The organism is Bacillus sp. FSL K6-2819 (genome assembly GCF_038008305.1).
Lineage (GTDB): Bacteria > Bacillota > Bacilli > Bacillales > Bacillaceae > Bacillus > Bacillus amyloliquefaciens.
This window is the reverse complement of record NZ_JBBOYV010000001.1, coordinates 2120749-2138922: the sequence shown is the minus strand read 5'-3', so window position 1 is coordinate 2138922 and position 18174 is coordinate 2120749. Positions and strand designations below refer to the sequence as shown.

The following is an 18174-nucleotide window of genomic DNA, read 5'->3' as shown; positions in this document are numbered from 1 at the left end:
ATCAAAAACAATGTTTTGGTTTTAGTTTAAATAAAATCACAGCTTTATTCAAAATGAAATTAAAAAATAAGGAGATGTAAAATGGGGGCAGCTAGACGTATTGATCCAACTCAACAATATGTAAAAAAGAAGAACATTATTAGCTTTACAATAGCCGATGAGAACACTCATATTCATTTAGCTGATGGGCAATCTTTTCCTGTATTAAAAGGAGAGATTATTGCAACTGACCAACAGGGAAATCAATTTGTTGAATTAGAAAAGAATCTAGATGATTACGTTCCAGTTAAGAAGAGTTCCTTATATGAAAGTATGGCACAGGGCTACATGGAAATGGGCGACATTAATCGTGAGATATCAGAAGTATTTAATCATGTTGAAAATGAAGCTGAATGTGCAACTACAAGATTAATTACAGGAGCCTATAACGATTAGTGATCATTACATATGAGAGTAAAACTGGCAATGTAAGAAGGTTTGTAAAAGCGTTGCAACAAGAGTTAGACATTGAGGCAATTGAAATAACTGATGATACGATCATCACTCAAGAGTTCATACATATTACATATACGATAGGCTTTGGGGAAGTACCTGAAAGGACTTTGAGTTTTATCAATAAGAATAAAAATAAAATAAAAGGAGTTGCGGTGAGTGGTAACAAGGTTTGGGGTGATAACTATGGTTTAGCTGGGGACAAGCTTTCAGCAATGTTCCACGTACCATTGTTATTAAAGTTTGAACTAAGCGGAACAAAACAAGATTTGCAGAAGATTAATCGGGAGGTACAACTTATTGACAAACACAATACCAAAGTGGATCAAACTCAATAATGAGATCATGATTCAGAAAGACGGTAAGTTTCAATTTGAGAAGGATAAGGAGGCCGTGCACAGTTACTTTGTTGATTACATTAATCAAAATACAGTCTTTTTCCATGATTTAAAAGAGAAACTGGATTATCTGATTAAAAATGATTATTACGAAGAAGAATTCTTAAGTGAATACACATTTGAGCAGATTAAATCGATTTTTAAAATTGCTTACAGTTACAAATTCAGGTTCCCTTCTTTCATGAGTGCATTTAAGTTCTACAATGACTATGCATTGAAGACAAACGATAAAACAAAGATCCTGGAGAGATATGAGGATCGCGTCTCAATTGTAGCTTTGTATTGTGCAGATGGTGATTACGATAAGGCTATTGAGGAAGTACACGCAATGATGAAACAAGAGTATCAACCGGCAACACCTACTTTTCTTAATGCGGGACGTAAGCGAAGAGGCGAAATGGTGAGCTGTTTCTTGCTTGAAGTGGGAGACAGTTTAAACGACATTTCAAGAACGATCGATATTTCCATGCAGCTGTCTAAATTGGGCGGCGGTGTTGCATTGAACCTAAACAAACTAAGAGCCAAGGGTGAAGCAATTAAAGACGTAGAGAATGCAACTAAAGGCGTCGTAGGTGTTATGAAACTATTGGATAATGCGTTCCGCTACGCTGACCAAATGGGTTGATTTGGCCCCTTTCGTCAGAAATGGCGATCGAAAACCTCTTTAATTCATGGGAACTCCTCAGATGGTTTGGGTCAATCACAAGCCAAAATAAAGGGGGACAATCATGAGCGAAGCAAGACGACCGCATAACAAGTTAGATATTGATGAGAATTTTATTCGCGAAAATTATAGTTCAATGACTGCAAAAGAAATAGGAGAAAAATTGGGCGTTTCCAGAGAAGCAATTAATCACCGTGCAATAAAGATGGGGCTAAGGAAAACACAAATTCCCTTTGTTTTAATGAAGGGAGAGATAGTTACTCCAATTCCTGATTTCCCTGGGTACGGGATTACAAATCATAGCAGAGTGATTAATTTGAAAAAGAACACTGTTTTAAAGACTAAGATTGATGGTGAAGGATATGTAAAAGTGACCTTATATAAGGAAGGTAAGCAGGTTGGTAAACGAGTACATAGGTTAGTTGCACTCAATTTTATACCTAATCCTGAAAATTTGCCTTATGTAAATCATATCGACGGTAACAAAGCGAATCCAAAGCTCTCAAATTTAGAGTGGGTTACACCAAAAGGAAATGCTCAGCATGCTTTAAAACATGAACTGCTTTTGATTGGAGAAAAAAGCCCAAAGGCTAAAATTACTGAAATTCAAGCACTGTCAATTTTAAATGATTTTAAAAGTGGTAAGTCCATTAAAGAACTCTCTGAAATACATACATATGCGAGTAAAACAATCATTAAAAAAATCTGTTTGCGGCAAAAGTGGAAACACTTAGATCAAACGTCTTGAACGTGCAACGACTAGCCGAAAGGCGTAGGCTGCAAGCTATTGGCAGTCGAAACAGGAGGCACCCTTAGAGGGTGAAGATATAGTCTAACCTTCATGGTAACATGAAGCAGCCGTATGGCGAGGCGTGCTTAGCGAACACGTCTGAATGGTCTGCAAAGGCAAGGGTCTGGAGCAGCTTATCTAAATGTATTCCATCCAGATATTATTGATTTTCTCGATTAATTGGTAGTCGCCTGTTATAGCAATATGGCAGTGAAAACTTTGTGAACGCAAGCAAAAGCGGTGTCCTGATTCAGGGCTAACGGGGGAACCTCAGCACATAATGGTGGTGGCAATCCCGTGCCAAGCCGAGCACGAAAGGAGGTGAAACATTGAAGGCTGTATATAAAATAAGAAATATTAAAAACGACAAGTTCTACATAGGAAGTAGCGCAAATTTCAGGAAAAGGAAGACAGCGCATTTAGGATTACTAAAAGCTGGTTCACATCACAATAAGCCATTACAAGAAGACTTTAATACATATGGAGAGAATAATTTTCGATTTGAAGTTTTGTATCACTCTGATTGCATAAATCGTTTTGATCTATATAAAAAAGAACAAGAATTCCTATCCAATTCTGAAAAAGAACAGTTATACAATCTTTATGACAATGCATTTGGAATGTCTTACAAGGGAGAAAAAAATCCTATGTTTGGGAAGACTCATTCAGAGAAAGTTAGACGTAACTCATCCAAAATTAATTCAGGGAAAAAAAATTATTGGTACGACAAGCCTGAACATATGGAGAAAATGCGGAGCAAAATAAAGAAGCGTTTTGATGGAAGGAAGCACACTGAGGAAACTAAGCAAAAAATGTCTTTATCTCGTAAGGGAAGAAAGAAGACAAAAGAAACTTGTCTTAAGCTTAGTCTTAACAACGGAAATAGGGTCGGGATTATTGTAGACGGAGTTTACTATCATTCTATGTCAGAAGCAGGTAGGCGACTAAATATTAGTAGAAACACAATAAATAGTCGTGTAAACAACCCCAAATTCAAAAATTATTACAGGTGCTCGGAAGGTGTAGAGACTAATTGTAAGCCGGAGATTAGCGCCGGTTGAAGCGCAAAGCATCTTACTAAGATGAAGATATAGTCCAGCCCCCTTAGAAATAGGGGGATAGTTGACCAAAAAAATCTCAGCAGATGAAGATGTTCGAGTTAAAACACTGTCTATTGGTGTAGTGCTTCCTGATAAATTTATTGAATTGGCAAGAGAAGATAAGGATTTTTACATGCTCTATCCTCATTCAGTTTACAAAGAATATGGGCAGTATCTTGATGAGATGGATATCAACAAAATGTATGATGAGCTTGTTGAAAACCCTAAAGTTAGGAAAACAAAGGGCAATGCTCGAAAGTTGTTGGAGCAATTGGCCATTCTAAGAAGCGAATCTGGCTATCCTTATATCATGTTTGCTGACAATGTAAATAAAGTGCATCCAAATGAACATATTTCAAAAGTGAAGTTTTCTAATTTGTGTTAACTGTAGCACCTTCGGTCAGCAATGATCGTAGCAAACCCGTCTAAACGGTGAAACTCTATTCAATAGACAATACCGTGCTAAACCGCACCTTGCGGAAATGCCGAACGACTATCGAAACCACGTATACGCGTAAGGGAGTAGAGTACATCGCAAGCATATGGCGATGGAAACGGCGGGCGGCCTTATAGGTCGATGATATAGTCTATTCTTACGAGTGATCGTAAGCAGTTCATAAGAGAACGGACGAGAGTGTTGCGCCTTTCGTTGAATATTAAAGTCAGAGGTGCTCCAAGCGTCACAAGTGTCAGTTTATACAGATTACGATCAGGTAGATGAAATTGGCTTAGATATCTCTTGTAATCTTGGCTCAATGAACATTGTAAATGTAATGAGTAATCAATCAATTGCTTCAACAGTCAGAATAGCAATTGACTCACTGACAACTGTCACAAGGAAAACAAACATTGTAAATGCTCCAGCAGTTGCGAGAGCAAATACACTAATGCGATCAATTGGTCTTGGGCAGATGAATCTACATGGTTTTTTAGCTCAAAATAAAATTGCTTATGAAAGTGAAGAAGCTAAGGACTTTGCAAATACATACTTTATGATGGTTAACTTCTACTCCCTGCAACGTTCAATGGAAATTGCAAAAGAAACAGGGGAGACGTACTACAAGTTTCACGGATCAACTTACAAATCAGGCGAGTATTTTGATAAGTACGTGACAATTGATTATAGCCCTAAATATGAAAAGGTTAAAAGCCTGTTTGGAGATCAACATATTCCTAACATTGAAGATTGGATGAAGCTTAAAGAGGATGTTATGAAATATGGGTTGTATCATTCGTATAGGCAAGCTGTTGCACCTACAGGAAGCATCTCATATGTTCAATCATCTACGGCCGGTGTAATGCCTATTATGGAGAGAATTGAGGAACGTACATACGGAAACAGTAAGACATATTATCCAATGCCAGGTTTATCGGCTCAGAATTGGTTCTTTTATAAGGAAGCATACGACATGGATATGTTTAAGGTAGTTGATCTTATTGCAACAATTCAGCAGCACGTCGACCAAGGAATTTCTTTTACGTTGTTCTTAAAGGATACGATGACGACAAGAGACCTAAATAGAATAGATCTCTACGCTCATCATAAAGGAATTAAAACACTGTATTATGCAAGAACAAAGGATACGACTCAAGAAGGGTGTCTTAGTTGCGTTGTTTAAAGAATGAGTCTCGCTCTTCATCTGAAGGAGCTACTTTATAGGTGAATGTTCCATTATCATCGTTTATCTCAAATTCTGGCCAAGGTAACTTAGCGTATTCGTTTGCAATAGTGTTAGGATCTCCTTTTTTTATATATTCAAGACCAACGCGAGAACCGTTTCTAGGTTTTGGCTTAACAAGATACGACTTGGCAGACTCAAAGCAATGAATCATAAAAATAATAGATTTTTTCTCTTGGATGTTCATAGAGTCAATTTTAATTGGATAAATAACAGTATTACCGCAAGGAGTTTCAGAAGGTAGAGCTCCAGAAATAAACAATACAAAAACCTCTTTTCATTTTATTTATGATAATTATAGCAAATAACAGGGGAGGAAAATCTCATTAATAAAAAAATTCAGTATACAGCAGCAAACTGGTCAAAGCATGAAGATGATTTCACCCAAATGTTTTACAACCAAAACGTAAAGCAGTTTTGGCTTCCGGAAGAGATCGCATTAAACGGCGATCTTCTCACTTGGAAGTATCTTGGAACAAAGGAACAAGATACTTATATGAAAGTTTTAGCTGGGCTTACCTTATTAGACACAGAGCAGGGGAACACGGGCATGCCGATTGTGGCCGAGCACGTTGAGGGACATCAAAGAAAAGCAGTATTAAACTTTATGGCCATGATGGAAAACGCTGTCCATGCGAAGTCTTACAGCAACATCTTTCTAACTTTGGCTCCAACCGAGCAGATCAATGAAGTCTTTGAATGGGTGAAGCAGAATAAATACTTGCAGAAAAAAGCCCACACCGTCGTCGGACTGTACCGCGCCATAAAAAAAGATGATGAGATTTCGCTGTTTAAAGCGATGGTTGCTTCCGTCTATCTGGAAAGCTTCCTTTTCTACAGCGGTTTCTATTATCCGTTATATTTCTACGGACAAGGGAAGCTAATGAATAGCGGAGAAATAGTCAACCTTATTATCCGTGACGAGGCACTGCACGGCGTATACACTGGATTACTGGCTCAGGAAATCTATAGCAAACAAACTGAAATCAAGAAAAAAGAGCTGTATAAATGGACTATTGATTTGCTGCTCGACTTATATGAAAACGAGCTTGATTATACAACAGATTTATATGATCCAGTTGGGCTAACTCATGATGTAAAAAAGTTTATTCGCTATAACGCAAATAAAGCCTTAAATAATCTGGGATTCGACCACTATTTCCATGAAGAAGAAATTAATCCAGTAGTGTTGAACGGATTGAGTACAAAAACCAAGTCTATGGACTTCTTTAGTCAAAAAGGGAATTCTTACAGGAAGGCTACTGCTGAAGCCTTAAAAAATGAGGATTTTTATTTTGAGGATTGAAAAAGATCTGATCGGGAGCGTGTTCTCGAATAATCATGGTCAGAAATATAAGGTTCTACGGACAAATGGACAAAAGAAAAATGGAACAAAATTATTTAGAATACGATTCATAAAGACCGGATACGAACGGGACGTAGAAAAGATTGAAATTAAACGTGGAAAAATAAAAGACCGATATGAGCGCTCAGTGTTCGGAGTAGGGTATCTTGGTGATGTAAAGATGGTAGATGTGAAGAATGTATACTCCGTTTGGAAGGGGATGCTAGAACGGTGTTACGATGTCAGTTGCCCACAGTATTCTAACTATGGCGGTTCAGGGATTAGAGTTTGTGAGAGATGGCATTGTTTTAAGAATTTTCTAGAAGATGTTTCAAAGATAGAGGGATATGATGAGGATCTTTTCAATAAGCGAAAACTCTTTCTTGATAAAGACATGAAACAACAAAGAATACCGAAAAGTCAAAAGATTTATTCCCTAGAAACTTGTTGCTTTGTCACCAGGGAAATCAATAATGCATATCGAGATTTAACGAATGCTTGTTTGCACTTTATGGCCAAATCCCCTGATGGTGAAATTATACGAGTAGAGGGCCTTCGACCTTTTTCTAAAAAGTTCGGCTTGCACCGTGCAATAATACAGAAATGCTTACGAGGGGAGCGCTCGAACTACAATGGCTGGACTTTTAAACTAATTAAGAAATCTAATTGGAAAAATAAAAGTGCTTAAGTACTTTGAGGAGGTATCAGTATAATGAGAGTAATTAAATTAGAGCAGCCTAATTGCAATCCATGTAAAATGGTGTCCAATTACTTAGAACAAGCAAATATTCAATTTGAGACAGTTGACGTTACACAGGAACCAGAAGTGGCAGCTAGATTTGGTGTTATGGGAGTACCGGTAACCATTTTGCTGAATGATCAAGGAGAAGAAGTAAACCGAAGTATTGGTTTTAAGCCCAATGAACTTGATTTGTTATTAAAGGAATTACGATAAAAGGGTAATTTTAAACAAACTTAAATTTAAAGGAGCTAATAAATGTATTTCATTGAAACTCAAGAAGGATTAATTGGAAAAGAAGTTTCTTATGTTTGGGCAAATCAGTTTTGTGAACAAACAACAATTATTACTAAGGATGGAGGCGTGTTTATGGCTTGTCAACAAGATGACTGGGATGATGGCTATGAGACAAGGATTTTATACCCGCATGAAGCAAAGAAGATCTTACACCCTCTGAAAAGAGAATTACATGAAAAAGGTGTGATCGATGAAACAGAGTGGGAAGAGTATGAAAATTAGTTAAAAAAGAAGCAAGAGGCGGAAAGAGAAAAGTATCTCAAAGAGAAAGAAGAAAATGATCGTAAACTATATGAAGAGTTGATGGCAAAGTTCGAACAATAATGAGCTGTTTGTTTAACTGAAGAAGGTAATACAGGTACGTGCATACATTAAAAACTAAAGGAGTTAATACATAATGCAAATTAAAATCAAATATCTAGACGAAACTCAAACGAGAATTAGCAAAATTGAGAAAGGGGATTGGATTGATCTTCGAGCAGCTGAAGATGTAGCCATCAAAAAGGACGAATTTAAACTTATTCCGTTAGGAGTGGCAATGGAGCTGCCAGAAGGATATGAGGCCCATGTCGTCCCTCGTTCAAGCACATTTAAAAACTTCGGCATTATTGAAACAAACTCAATGGGTATTATTGATGAGTCCTACAAGGGAGACAATGATTTCTGGTTCTTTCCGGCTTATGCATTACGGGATACAGAAATTAAAAAAGGGGATCGTATCTGTCAGTTCAGAATTATGAAGAAGATGCCTGAAGTTGAATTGATAGAGGTAGATCATCTAGGTAACGATGATCGCGGTGGGCACGGATCGACTGGAACTAAGTAATACAAGTCAAGTCCTGACTGAGGTCTAATGATGTATGTCTATCCAGTGGAGGGTCGCAGTCAGGACTCTTTATAAATTACCCTGTTATTAAGATTAAGATTTTGCTTCTTGTTTGGCATTATCGCAATACAATTGGTAAAGCTCTGAATCCTCCCAGCCATTAAAGTCTTTTTGCTCGGGAATATATGCGGAAATATTAACTTGCTGACCTTTATTGGTATAGTTTGATGCAAATTCATCCATCTCCGTATAAATAATGACCTTCTTAAATGGAGAAGTAGGTGAGATTGCATTTTTAATTACTTCTAAAATTCTACTAACACCAGTTTTATTTGGTTGAAGTGTTTCTTTTAGCAACGAAACAACTTCTTCAATGCAATTGATGGCAGATGTGCTTTTATGTTTTAAGTTGTCATAAACATGAAGAATTTCCTTGTCCATTTCATATGTGTAGGTAAACTCGCTCTTGCTATGGAAACCTACATTTTTAATGGAACCTTGAATAATAGGATGTTGAGTAATGCTCATTAAATATTACCACCTTTTCGTATATTGAGAATTTTAAGACAAGTATATTATACCAGTAATCAGGAAAAAGGGCTAAATAAAAGAAGACTTTTATCTAAAACAATAAGGAGGAAAAACATGAATAAACGGACAGAATACTTAAATCCAAATGAACAGATTGCCTTCTTTTTTAAAAGAAGCGGTTATTTAGATGATTATCATGGAGACTTAAAAAATCTTAAGCTTGGACATGTGTCTTATGATGAAAGTGTTAACGAAGAATTTGATTATAAACTGACTGCAAATAGCACACATGATGGGACTCTGTTATTTGAAATTCAAACCATTGAAGAAGCTCTAATTAAATTGATAAATCGAAAAACATACTGTCCAAACACTTTTCCGGTTGATAAAAAAATCGAAGAACTTAGAGACATTAGCTATGTAGTTGGTGACATTGAGCTGGTGAATGATTTTTATAGAGCTAAGCAGAAAACTGCAGTCTCAATCCCAGTTGTGTGCAACTATGTGTTTTAGATAAAATTCCATTGATTATATGAGACAGAATCAAATTAAAGCAAAAAGGGGCAAAGGAAAAATGAACAAACTCGATCAGAAACAAAAAACAGACCTGGGAAGACAGCTAACAGATAAGCTCGCTGAAGTTTTAGAAATTGTTGAAAGGTTTAGCAATCATGGATAAACACATAGAGAAAATAAAAGCCCATCTAAAAGAAATAGAAAATCTTAAACAAGGCCTCCAATTATTCAGCGAGGATGAAGAAGAACATATAAGCTTACTAGCTAAGATTCAACATCAGTTTGATTTAATTTCAGATGAATCAATGGAAGGGTTTAAAGAATTAACTTTACATATAAGAAATACAGGTCAGAAAAGAATACAACGAGGAATTGACCAGCTACCTCAGACAATCAAAGAAAGTGTTAGTGAAGACATCAAAGACATGAAGAGAGCTGGAGAGTTGTTTGATTAGTTTTAGTTATTTATAGAATAAAAATAAAATAAGGGGATGTATTAGAATTACATACTTTACGTTATTACTTGCAGCATACTTATTTGCACTAAATATTAATGAAATTAGATTAATTACACGAGGAGATCAGAACGTATACGCTAAAGTTACGCATATGCTTTCTAACTCACCGTATAAAGAACTGAAGAAAAATAAGAACTTAGTATATGCCATTACATTGTTCAAGGGGATTTCGTTCATTATCCCCTTGGCTACTATTGGACTGATCACGCACGGTAACTTGCTAATGTTAGCTTGGACAGCCTTTGCTTTAATCTATACCGGTTTAACAATGTTTAAAATTCTTGATGTTTTGGAAGGTGACTCAAACAATAAACAAAACAAGTTTGTGTACATGCTATTTGTTTGCGGTAATATTATCTTCGTGATTAACTTTATTATTGGTCGTTTCATTTAAGCGTCTAATTCATGAAACGGTTCGAGCCATTTAAGTCCAGGTCTAGAGGGATGTCTTGGCGAATTCTTAACTGTGAGAAGCCTGTTGTAATGGGTTTTGATAACAAATGCCTCGTCTTTATTTATTCCTTTTAGGAGCTGTTTAACATTTTGGCATTGTTTATTAAAACTTCGTTTATCGAATCGTTTTGGACAATCACCCCAAGCAAAGATTACCTTTTTAGATTCTTTGGCTAAATTGGCTATAATTTGATGATTAGTCTTAACGGTAGCTTCATACAGGCTCCTGTTCTCTTTTTGAAGCTTATGAATTATTGAGGATAATTCCGCTGAATTTGTTTCGTAAAAAGGATAGAGATTGACAATATGAATGGATCCAACTTCATTTAATGAGTGGCTAAAATTACACAACTTAGTTATAGTGAGGTCGGATACTTCTTTGTCAGCAATACTTGGATTTAACATAATAAACACATATGAAGAATCTAAATTATTGTTAAGCTTTATTGATAAACAATATCTTGCTTCAATTGAGTCTGTTAATCTTTCAGTTTTACAGTCCAGTACTTCTTTAACCACTGCTGGCTTGTATTTGTAAATAGACAAAAAGATCACCTCTTTCCATTATGTAGGCAAGAATATTTTACCAAACGATGGAATTGAAAGGAAGGAAATTATGAGTCAATTTGATATGCAGTACAACACAATCATAAATGACATTATTAATAATGGGGCATCAGACGAAGAATTCGATGTCAGAACCAAGTGGGATACAGATGGAACACCAGCACATACACTAAGTGTAATCAGTAAACAAATGCGGTTTGATAATTCCGAAATACCAATTTTAACGACTAAAAAAGTCGCCTGGAAAACGGCAATCAAGGAACTGCTTTGGATATGGCAATGTAAATCAAATGATGTTAATGAGTTAAACAAGATGGGCGTACATATTTGGGATCAATGGAAACAAGAAGACGGTACGATCGGCAAAGCATATGGATATCAGCTTGGTAAGAAGAACAGAATGCTAAACGGTGAGAAAGTTGACCAGGTTGACTATCTTATTCATCAGTTGAAAAATAATCCATCATCACGCAGACATATTACAACGCTTTGGAATCCTGATGAATTAGACTCTATGGCATTGACGCCCTGTGTTTATGGCACTCAATGGCTTGTAAAAGGCGGGAAGTTGCATTTAGAAGTTTTCTGTCGCAGTAATGATCTCGCGCTCGGGAATCCGTTTAATGTATTCCAGTACAATGTATTGCAGCGTATGATTGCTCAAGTTACTGGATATGAGCTAGGTGAGTATATCTTCAATATTGGAGACTGTCACGTGTACACTCGTCATATAGACAATTTAAAAATTCAAATGGACAGAGAGCAATATGAAGCACCTGAACTATGGATCAATCCAAACGTAAAAGACTTTTATGATTTCACAATTGATGATTTCAAATTGATTAATTATAAACATGGAGACAAGCTTTACTTTGAGGTAGCAGTATAATGCTATCTCTTATTGCTTGCTGCGACAAATCAATGGCCATCGGGTATGAGAATAATTTGCTGTACAATATTCCTGAAGACATGAAACGTTTTAAAGAACTCACTACAGGAAAGCTGTGTATACAGGGAAGGCTTACATACGAATCAATCGTAAACATTACAGGAAAACCACTTCAGAACCGAAGGAATATCATACTGACTAAAAATAAGGATTTCAAGCCTGATCACTCTTCATTCGTTTATCATTCGGTTGACGATGTGTTGAAGCTTATACGTGGTCAACTGGATACAAATGAAGAAGTAATGGTAATTGGAGGAGGCGCTATATACGAGGCATTCTTACCACATGCTGATAAGGTTTATTTGACGATTGTTGATTCAGTTGCTGAGAAGGCAGATTCATATTTTCCCAGGTTAAATGACGATTGGAGAGTAATTGAAAAGGATCACAAAAAAGTAGACAACAATACCACATTTAATTATTCATTTGTGACTTACTCAAAATAATTTAAGGATAAAAATAAAATAGTTATAGACTTTTGAGAAGTTGAATGATAAGATAAAGACAAGTTAAAAGCTTGTCTTTTTTTTACATACTTTAAGAATAAAAATAAAATAATATATAGGAGTGACGATATGAAAACTGCAAAAGATTATCTTGTTTCCATTTCCAAACCTCTTGTTGCAATTGAGGAGACTAAACAACGACTTCAAAATGAAATTGATAACCTTTATAAAGAGCTGGGGAAAGTTGATAAAGAGCTGGGGAAAGTTGATAAAGAGCTCAATGAATTTTATCACAAGTTAGAAGAGGCAAAATTTAATGCTTCAGAGGGATATCATCTTTCGTTAAAAGGTCAAAAGATATTGAGAAAGCGAAGAAGCTTAAAACAAGAGCTCCAATTATTGAACACACTTTTCGGAAGCTTAAACAATAATGGATGGACTCTTGAATCACTGAAAATTGCAGAGTATAGAATTAGCAAAAAGAAAAACAAGCATTTAAAGTATGAATCGGTTTAAAGACATAATCCACATTCATACTGTGAATACATATTGAATCCTTATAAGGAGGTGATTGATTGCAACAAAAAGAGCGAGAATTGTTGTCAAAGAAAAAACAGCTTGAAATTGATGTTTTAGAAAAGGAAGCATCTTTACTCCGGCTAGAAGTGGAACAAGAAGATTCCAATCTCCACAAAATTGGGGAGATCGGAGTACTTAAAGATTTTCTTTTATACATAAAGAAATACAGAGTAATGTTTACTGTGCAACAAGCAGAAGAATTTAGAAATATGGATGACCGAATGAAAGAAATCATCAAAGTCCATCATGGACAAGTATTGGTTGATGAAGAAGCTTTAGAGAGATTTATTGAGGAAATTGAGAATCAAATTAATTTAATTGAAAGTGGAGGAGATGAGAAGAGCGGCGAGGATGATGCGTGGTTCTAGTGCGCCCGGCGGCTGGACGCCAAGAATTAGCGTCCAAGAAGAGCGAAAATAGGCTTTCTGAATGCGAAAACAAATGCCGCTGTAAGAGCGATAACTACTTTATCTTCGGTTGATATTTTCATGAATCGAACCTCCTTTCGGTAACTCAGGTATATTGTACCACATAAATACGAATGTGTGTTCGATTTTTTATAAAAATTTCGGGAGGGATTGCGTAATGGTATGTCGTTTATGTGAGGAACGCGGAAAAACGTGGGAAGGCTCCGATCCGATATGTGCATTTGAAAATGGCGTGTTTTCGCCGGATAACTGGGCGTGCGCAACGATGGGTAAACTGCGCAGATTATCGGAGGAACTCGGACATTCTGACCGTGATGATGATTCTTGCGGATCAATAGGATACGTACCTTTAAGTGATAATTATGCGTCGGATACTTACAACGATTACGGAGGCTATATCGTAATGATGTGGTACAAAGAGCGTGGAAAGGTCGGTAACGCACTATTTATGACCGACGAAAACACGGTACCATTGACGATTGAGCACGCAGAAATCGCGATTAAGACGGCTGAGAGGTGGTTGCGTAATGGTTGAAACGAAAGAGTATGTGAGGATTAAGAAGGCGTCCTATAGATCGTTATGGTATGCAGATAAGATAGGTCGAATTTTCCCATCGTTAGGAACGTGGGAGAACGCGTATAAGGTCGATAGTCCGGATAGGGCGTTGTATATTCGAAAAGAGGATGCTGAGCTTATCATCACTGAAAATCGTCGCCCCAAAACCGACGAGCGAGTGTTAATCACAGAAGGACTATCGTCATCAGGCGACTATAAGACTGGCGATATCTGCACGGTACGAAGAGTAGTAGACATCTACGGTACGATTACCGTGAAAGAACACTCTAATTTTGTAATAGCAAGGGAATACGAAGTTATCGTCAATAGCGAAGTTAAAAACGAGGAGGAGATAGGAATGGAAAACGTAAATCAAACGGTAATCAATAATGCGAATACGGTATTTGAAAAGAAGGACGATAAATATTTCGGTTATAAATCTCGTTTTGGAGATATCGTTATTGGCGGATCATATTGGGACATTCTATGGAGAATTACGATATTTTTACCGAAGCATTGTCTGTAACGTAGAGTTCGTTATTAATAAAAAGAAAAGTACTGTTGTCGCTCTCCTTAAATCGGTAGGAAGGGGCACAGTGAAGTCGAAAGGAATCGCCAAAGCCGCACCATCCGACTGTTTCAACGTTCACATTGGTAAAGCAATCGCGCTAAGACGTGCGCTAGGCTTGGCGGTGCCTGACGAATACTTGAACGCTCCGCAGCCGACTGAGGTTCGTGTGGGCGATTTTATATCGGATGATAGCGGGGTTCACAAAGCACTAGTTATTGAAGACGACAGTTGGCCGCCTTTTTCCGGCGGTGCAGCAATATACTTGAAAGATGCGCGTAAATACGGCTATAAAATCATCGACGACTCACGCGAAGAGGCGGGCGGTGAGTGACGTATCATAGCCGCCTGAAGACGACGGTGTTTAAAAAGTATAGCGGATATGATTGGACTTACGACGGAATGTTTGAAAAAACAAGAGTGAAAGGCAGTGATAAAAGAAAACGATCACTTTTAAATTAATATAAAATCTGTATTTTAAAGAGAAGGATAGTGAGCTATGGAGAAAATCAATGGCAGGTATAGGATTAAAACACCTTGTCCAAAGGGAATTTCAGGATGTGCTGTTTGTCATTATTTATGGATAGACGAAGATGCGTACGACCAGATTTTCGATTGTTATTATGATTATTATGGCAAAAAACCAGACCCAGCATCTATTGTTCAAATACATAAACACCTGCCGAAAGATATTCATTTGTTAGCAGAAGAGTGGGGATGGCATGACACAGAGGTCAGAGAAAAAATTTATAAATGGTTGAGAGAAGAGATGATCTGGGTGTTCGGGTTTGGGAAAGGAGTATAAAAATAGAGGGGATTAACCCCTCATACATTAATGAAATTGGCCATTCATACTTTGTTGAGCTAAACGTACTAAACGTTTTGTGATCTCTCCACCTACTGATCCGTTTGCTCTACTTGTTGTCTCAGGCCCTAAGTTCACACCGAACTCAGAAGCAATTTCATACTTCATTTGTTCAAGAGCACCAGCAGCTTGAGGCACAAGTAATTCATTGCTGTTGTTTGATCTGTTTTGTTTAGCCATATGATCATCTCCTAAAGTAGTATGTAAACAAGTTTGTACAATTGTATTGTGTGGAGATGTTTTGAAAATATACACATTAAATTTGAAGTGAGGTGATTTAAATGTCAATTGGTCATGGAGCATGAGTTAACACGTACTTAAACAAAGAAGGGGGATAAAATGAAAATTGATTATGTTTCAGATCTGCATATTAATCACTGGATCCCTTGGAACAATAACCAAATCAAGTGGGAAAAGCGAACAAGGGAGATTGTTAGAAGGTTAATATCGAATGGAAATGGTGAGGTATTAATCATTGCCGGTGACTTTACTGAGTGGAATCAACAGACACTGTGGGTACTTGATGAAGTAGCAAAGCAGTATGAAAAGGTTTACTTCACATATGGTAATCATGATCTTTATTTACTCAGTAAAAATCAGCAACGAAAATATTCCGATTCACTGGGAAGGGTGAATGATTTAATTCAGAAGGCTACAGACATCAATAATGTCACTCCATTAATAAAGTCTACGGATACATACAAAGGGAAAGTCTTTGCAGGAGATGTTATGTGGTATCTTCCAAAAGGAAATGAAGGATGGGATTTCTTCAAAGGTGTCTCTAATGATTCAAACTATATCAGCCTTAATGGATACAGCAAAGAAGATGGGGTACGAGCAATGTGGAAAGAATCAATGGACTGGTATGACACTCTTGAAAACTCTGATATTGATGTATTTGTATCTCATGTCCCACCTGTTCACAATCCTTATTCTCCGTTTGAGCCTAACAGCTGCTATATGGTCGATTTGCCATTTATTAATGCTGAACATTGGGTTTGTGGACACGATCATTTACAAGCTGAGTTTTATAAAGAAGGAACGAGCTTTCACATGAACTGCATTGGATATCCATATGACTATGATATGTATCCTAGAGTAAATGAGATACCAGGTAAGCAAGTTGATACGTATAAAACGTTTGAACTGAAGACATTTGAAATCAAATGAAATGAAATTCTAATTTTATACTGAAGGAGAATAATATAATATGACAAAAGAAAATAGAAACTTAATTATACTTGAATCAGAAAGAGAACAGGCTAAACTGCGATTAGAAAATCAAATTTCAAGTATTCGTAACATGTTAGATAATTTAGAATCAAAGTTAAAAAACAATCAGCAATTATATATCTCGGATGGATTACAGGGAAATGGCACTAATATTGACAAACACATCGCACAATTAGCAACCTATGATAGAGCGATTGAACTTTTTAATAGGCAATTTTCGGAGAATGAATAAAATGTTGATTCTATATAGAAAGGATGATTAAGTGCATTTGGATAAATGGTGGGGAGTTACCCTTAGCGGAGATGAGAAAGCTGTCAAGGCTTTAAGTGAACTTATGGATATCAACAAAGCACTGTTCGAGAATCTCTACAAAGTGCAAGCCGACACAATTGAAGAACATGTAAAAAAATTATATGAACAGGTTCCAGAGTATGAAAAGAAATTCTTGAAGTTTGTCAATGAGCAGTTACCTAATTTGAAGAGGTATTTACAATACGAGCTACCCTATAATCCTCACCTGATATGCAGCATCCAATATGATATTTACATATCAGGTGCCGAAATTGATTGCGAATACCCACATGATGCTAGGGATTGCATTATTACTTTCTTTCAACGGATACCAGAAATAATCGGTTCATACAAGGAGGAATTAGATGAAGAATACAGAGTTTAAGGTAACAAGTTTATTAGAGGAGTATAAACGAAGAGATGAGGAACGTAGGGAATTCATCATTCATGAAGGCTACACAGCTATCGAAGAGATCATTAAAGAAGTGAACCAAAGAGGATCACTAAATGAAGCAGATATTTATTATGGAACACCTAAACCACAGTTAAGTTTCTCGGACATTGAATTAGGCTACATGCTTACTTCAATGATGGAATATGCGACAAATCATGTAGGAAATCCAGTTGATGAGGAATGTGAACTTGAAAATAAACTGGCTTACTTTGAGTATAAGGACGAGATAATTCAGATTTTTGAAGTGTATGGCCAAGGTACTGACAGCTGGTTTTCTAAACCTAGTGAAGATACCATTGAAAGATTGAATAACACAGCTTACGGAGTGTATTTGATCCAGTTCGAGGATTTCATTAATTACACTAAAAATAAAGATATTGAGAGTGAAAAGCTGTCCCCAAGCAGCACGATCTTAAATGACATTACTAGTGGTTACACAGTCGAAAGAGGTTCTAAGTAGATGATTGTAACAGCTTGGGTTTTGTTAATTGCATTTGGTCTAGTTGTGTTAGGTGATTGGGATTCAGAAGGCAATATGAAGTTGATGGTATGGGTTGGAATAGCTAAGTTTATTTCAATGATTATTGTAGCAGTTGCTGCTGGAGTAATTTGGGGAGGATTGTTTCAATGAAAAAAGTTTTTAAATGTCGTACTTTTCCTAAAGAAGATAAAGTTATTTTCGAGAAAGGAAGAGACCATGTTTTAATGACTATTGAAGACAAGAAGTACAGTAAGAAAGTGTCGATTTGTTTGAATACCGATGACATAAATAAAATTAAAGAATTTTTAGGGGGTTAGTTTTATTAAACTTAAAGCAGTCAAGAAACCTAAGCTATCTAAAAATAAGTTTTCCAATTTAACTGAAAATGATTGGAAAGAAGCCAATGAA

Annotated in this window: 33 protein-coding genes and 2 pseudogenes; 31 read left to right on the top strand and 4 right to left on the bottom strand. The window is 36.6% G+C overall.

Features of this window, described 5'->3' with window-relative positions; all coding sequences use genetic code 11:
- Positions 1-81: 81 nt before the first annotated feature.
- The 8 genes and pseudogenes from MHH91_RS10835 to MHH91_RS10800 all read left to right on the top strand — a co-directional run.
- Positions 82-435 (top strand): hypothetical protein, encoded by a 354-nt coding sequence (locus MHH91_RS10835; RefSeq protein WP_014471944.1) that lies wholly within the window; start codon positions 82-84, stop codon positions 433-435.
- Positions 435-830, top strand: a complete 396-nt coding sequence (nrdI, locus tag MHH91_RS10830) for a class Ib ribonucleoside-diphosphate reductase assembly flavoprotein NrdI (RefSeq protein ID WP_014470230.1) — start codon at positions 435-437, stop codon at positions 828-830. Before MHH91_RS10835 ends, nrdI begins: the two co-directional genes overlap by 1 nt.
- A pseudogene (locus MHH91_RS10825) lies at positions 793-1512 on the top strand (ribonucleotide reductase N-terminal alpha domain-containing protein); the annotation flags it as partial. The gene nrdI and the pseudogene MHH91_RS10825, both read left to right, overlap by 38 nt.
- A gap of 106 nt (positions 1513-1618) precedes the next feature.
- Positions 1619-2302 (top strand): HNH endonuclease, encoded by a 684-nt coding sequence (locus tag MHH91_RS10820; protein ID WP_014471942.1) that lies wholly within the window; start codon positions 1619-1621, stop codon positions 2300-2302.
- A 141-nt stretch (positions 2303-2443) separates the two neighbouring features.
- Positions 2444-2524: a hypothetical protein gene (locus MHH91_RS10815; RefSeq protein ID WP_340978685.1), complete on the top strand. Its 81-nt coding sequence runs from the start codon at positions 2444-2446 to the stop codon at positions 2522-2524.
- Positions 2525-2673: 149 nt separating this feature from the next.
- The gene (locus MHH91_RS10810; RefSeq protein ID WP_014471941.1) at positions 2674-3405 is read left to right on the top strand and encodes an NUMOD3 domain-containing DNA-binding protein; all 732 of its coding nucleotides are present in this window, start codon (positions 2674-2676) and stop codon (positions 3403-3405) included.
- 61 nt (positions 3406-3466) lie between these two features.
- Positions 3467-3829 (top strand): hypothetical protein, encoded by a 363-nt coding sequence (locus MHH91_RS10805; protein ID WP_041915552.1) that lies wholly within the window; start codon positions 3467-3469, stop codon positions 3827-3829.
- Between the two features lie 277 nt (positions 3830-4106).
- A pseudogene (locus MHH91_RS10800) lies at positions 4107-5063 on the top strand (ribonucleotide-diphosphate reductase subunit alpha); the annotation flags it as partial.
- Here the strand turns inward: MHH91_RS10800 and MHH91_RS10795 are convergent.
- The gene (locus MHH91_RS10795) at positions 5047-5385 is read right to left on the bottom strand and encodes a hypothetical protein (RefSeq protein ID WP_041481780.1); all 339 of its coding nucleotides are present in this window, start codon (positions 5383-5385) and stop codon (positions 5047-5049) included. The pseudogene MHH91_RS10800 and the gene MHH91_RS10795 overlap by 17 nt on opposite strands.
- Before the next feature lie 75 nt (positions 5386-5460).
- On the opposite strand from MHH91_RS10795, the gene nrdF reads away from it, so the two are divergent.
- From nrdF to MHH91_RS10770, 5 genes are all read left to right on the top strand, one after another.
- Positions 5461-6429: a class 1b ribonucleoside-diphosphate reductase subunit beta gene (nrdF, locus tag MHH91_RS10790; protein WP_429625325.1), complete on the top strand. Its 969-nt coding sequence runs from the start codon at positions 5461-5463 to the stop codon at positions 6427-6429.
- Complete coding sequence (locus tag MHH91_RS10785) at positions 6419-7156, top strand: hypothetical protein (protein ID WP_014471939.1); 738 nt, start codon at positions 6419-6421, stop codon at positions 7154-7156. The genes nrdF and MHH91_RS10785 overlap by 11 nt, the downstream gene beginning before the upstream one ends.
- 24 nt (positions 7157-7180) lie before the next feature.
- Positions 7181-7423 carry a thioredoxin family protein gene (locus tag MHH91_RS10780; protein ID WP_014471938.1) on the top strand — a complete coding sequence of 81 codons (243 nt, stop codon included), beginning with the start codon at positions 7181-7183 and terminating at the stop codon, positions 7421-7423.
- Between the two features lie 42 nt (positions 7424-7465).
- Entirely contained in the window at positions 7466-7726 is a 261-nt protein-coding gene (locus MHH91_RS10775) for a hypothetical protein (protein ID WP_014471937.1), read from the top strand.
- 175 nt (positions 7727-7901) lie between these two features.
- A complete protein-coding gene (locus MHH91_RS10770) occupies positions 7902-8330 on the top strand; it encodes a dUTP diphosphatase (RefSeq protein ID WP_014471936.1) in 429 nt (142 codons plus the stop codon).
- A 93-nt stretch (positions 8331-8423) separates the two neighbouring features.
- On the opposite strand, the gene MHH91_RS10765 is transcribed toward MHH91_RS10770, so the two are convergent.
- Entirely contained in the window at positions 8424-8858 is a 435-nt protein-coding gene (locus MHH91_RS10765; RefSeq protein ID WP_014471935.1) for a hypothetical protein, read from the bottom strand.
- A 117-nt stretch (positions 8859-8975) separates the two neighbouring features.
- Here MHH91_RS10765 and MHH91_RS10760 point away from each other — a divergent pair, with 117 nt between their 5' ends.
- The 3 genes from MHH91_RS10760 to MHH91_RS10750 all read left to right on the top strand — a co-directional run bounded on the left by MHH91_RS10760 (position 8976) and on the right by MHH91_RS10750 (position 10289).
- Positions 8976-9374, top strand: a complete 399-nt coding sequence (locus MHH91_RS10760; protein WP_014471934.1) for a hypothetical protein — start codon at positions 8976-8978, stop codon at positions 9372-9374.
- A 158-nt stretch (positions 9375-9532) separates the two neighbouring features.
- Entirely contained in the window at positions 9533-9832 is a 300-nt protein-coding gene (locus MHH91_RS10755) for a hypothetical protein (protein ID WP_014471932.1), read from the top strand.
- A 154-nt stretch (positions 9833-9986) separates the two neighbouring features.
- Positions 9987-10289, top strand: coding sequence for a hypothetical protein (locus tag MHH91_RS10750; RefSeq protein ID WP_237701432.1), 303 nt, complete (start codon positions 9987-9989; stop codon positions 10287-10289).
- Here MHH91_RS10750 and MHH91_RS10745 read toward each other — a convergent pair.
- On the bottom strand, positions 10286-10894 hold the full coding sequence (locus MHH91_RS10745) for a DUF1643 domain-containing protein (RefSeq protein WP_041915549.1): 609 nt from the start codon (positions 10892-10894) through the stop codon (positions 10286-10288). The two genes, MHH91_RS10750 and MHH91_RS10745, sit on opposite strands and share 4 nt — an antisense overlap.
- 70 nt (positions 10895-10964) lie before the next feature.
- Here MHH91_RS10745 and MHH91_RS10740 point away from each other — a divergent pair, with 70 nt between their 5' ends.
- The 9 genes from MHH91_RS10740 (at position 10965) to MHH91_RS10700 (ending at position 15246) form a co-directional block, all read left to right on the top strand.
- Complete coding sequence (locus MHH91_RS10740) at positions 10965-11804, top strand: thymidylate synthase (protein WP_014471930.1); 840 nt, start codon at positions 10965-10967, stop codon at positions 11802-11804.
- Positions 11804-12310 (top strand): dihydrofolate reductase, encoded by a 507-nt coding sequence (locus tag MHH91_RS10735; RefSeq protein WP_014471929.1) that lies wholly within the window; start codon positions 11804-11806, stop codon positions 12308-12310. The genes MHH91_RS10740 and MHH91_RS10735 overlap by 1 nt, the downstream gene beginning before the upstream one ends.
- Before the next feature lie 129 nt (positions 12311-12439).
- A complete protein-coding gene (locus tag MHH91_RS10730; protein WP_014471928.1) occupies positions 12440-12826 on the top strand; it encodes a hypothetical protein in 387 nt (128 codons plus the stop codon).
- 59 nt (positions 12827-12885) lie between these two features.
- Positions 12886-13257 (top strand): hypothetical protein, encoded by a 372-nt coding sequence (locus MHH91_RS10725; RefSeq protein WP_014471927.1) that lies wholly within the window; start codon positions 12886-12888, stop codon positions 13255-13257.
- Positions 13258-13474: 217 nt separating this feature from the next.
- Positions 13475-13852, top strand: coding sequence for a hypothetical protein (locus MHH91_RS10720; RefSeq protein WP_041915548.1), 378 nt, complete (start codon positions 13475-13477; stop codon positions 13850-13852).
- Complete coding sequence (locus tag MHH91_RS10715) at positions 13845-14399, top strand: hypothetical protein (RefSeq protein WP_050807610.1); 555 nt, start codon at positions 13845-13847, stop codon at positions 14397-14399. Before MHH91_RS10720 ends, MHH91_RS10715 begins: the two co-directional genes overlap by 8 nt.
- Positions 14400-14469: 70 nt before the next feature.
- On the top strand, positions 14470-14775 hold the full coding sequence (locus MHH91_RS10710; protein WP_050807609.1) for a hypothetical protein: 306 nt from the start codon (positions 14470-14472) through the stop codon (positions 14773-14775).
- The gene (locus MHH91_RS10705; RefSeq protein WP_014471924.1) at positions 14772-14903 is read left to right on the top strand and encodes a hypothetical protein; all 132 of its coding nucleotides are present in this window, start codon (positions 14772-14774) and stop codon (positions 14901-14903) included. The genes MHH91_RS10710 and MHH91_RS10705 overlap by 4 nt, the downstream gene beginning before the upstream one ends.
- Positions 14904-14940: 37 nt before the next feature.
- Positions 14941-15246, top strand: coding sequence for a hypothetical protein (locus MHH91_RS10700; protein ID WP_014471923.1), 306 nt, complete (start codon positions 14941-14943; stop codon positions 15244-15246).
- Positions 15247-15273: 27 nt separating this feature from the next.
- Here the strand turns inward: MHH91_RS10700 and MHH91_RS10695 are convergent, their stop codons facing one another.
- Positions 15274-15486: an alpha/beta-type small acid-soluble spore protein gene (locus tag MHH91_RS10695; protein WP_038458497.1), complete on the bottom strand. Its 213-nt coding sequence runs from the start codon at positions 15484-15486 to the stop codon at positions 15274-15276.
- A gap of 159 nt (positions 15487-15645) precedes the next feature.
- Between MHH91_RS10695 and MHH91_RS10690 the strand changes: the two genes are divergently transcribed.
- From MHH91_RS10690 to MHH91_RS10665, 6 genes are read left to right on the top strand one after another with little or no spacing between them, the layout of a single operon-like run.
- Positions 15646-16476: a metallophosphoesterase family protein gene (locus MHH91_RS10690; protein WP_014471922.1), complete on the top strand. Its 831-nt coding sequence runs from the start codon at positions 15646-15648 to the stop codon at positions 16474-16476.
- Positions 16477-16516: 40 nt separating this feature from the next.
- Positions 16517-16771, top strand: a complete 255-nt coding sequence (locus tag MHH91_RS10685; RefSeq protein WP_014471921.1) for a hypothetical protein — start codon at positions 16517-16519, stop codon at positions 16769-16771.
- Between the two features lie 37 nt (positions 16772-16808).
- The gene (locus MHH91_RS10680; protein ID WP_041915547.1) at positions 16809-17216 is read left to right on the top strand and encodes a hypothetical protein; all 408 of its coding nucleotides are present in this window, start codon (positions 16809-16811) and stop codon (positions 17214-17216) included.
- Entirely contained in the window at positions 17197-17745 is a 549-nt protein-coding gene (locus MHH91_RS10675) for a hypothetical protein (RefSeq protein WP_014471920.1), read from the top strand. Before MHH91_RS10680 ends, MHH91_RS10675 begins: the two co-directional genes overlap by 20 nt.
- A complete protein-coding gene (locus MHH91_RS10670; RefSeq protein ID WP_041915546.1) occupies positions 17746-17916 on the top strand; it encodes a hypothetical protein in 171 nt (56 codons plus the stop codon). It begins immediately after the preceding gene.
- On the top strand, positions 17913-18083 hold the full coding sequence (locus tag MHH91_RS10665; protein ID WP_014471919.1) for a hypothetical protein: 171 nt from the start codon (positions 17913-17915) through the stop codon (positions 18081-18083). Before MHH91_RS10670 ends, MHH91_RS10665 begins: the two co-directional genes overlap by 4 nt.
- Positions 18084-18174 lie beyond the last annotated feature (91 nt).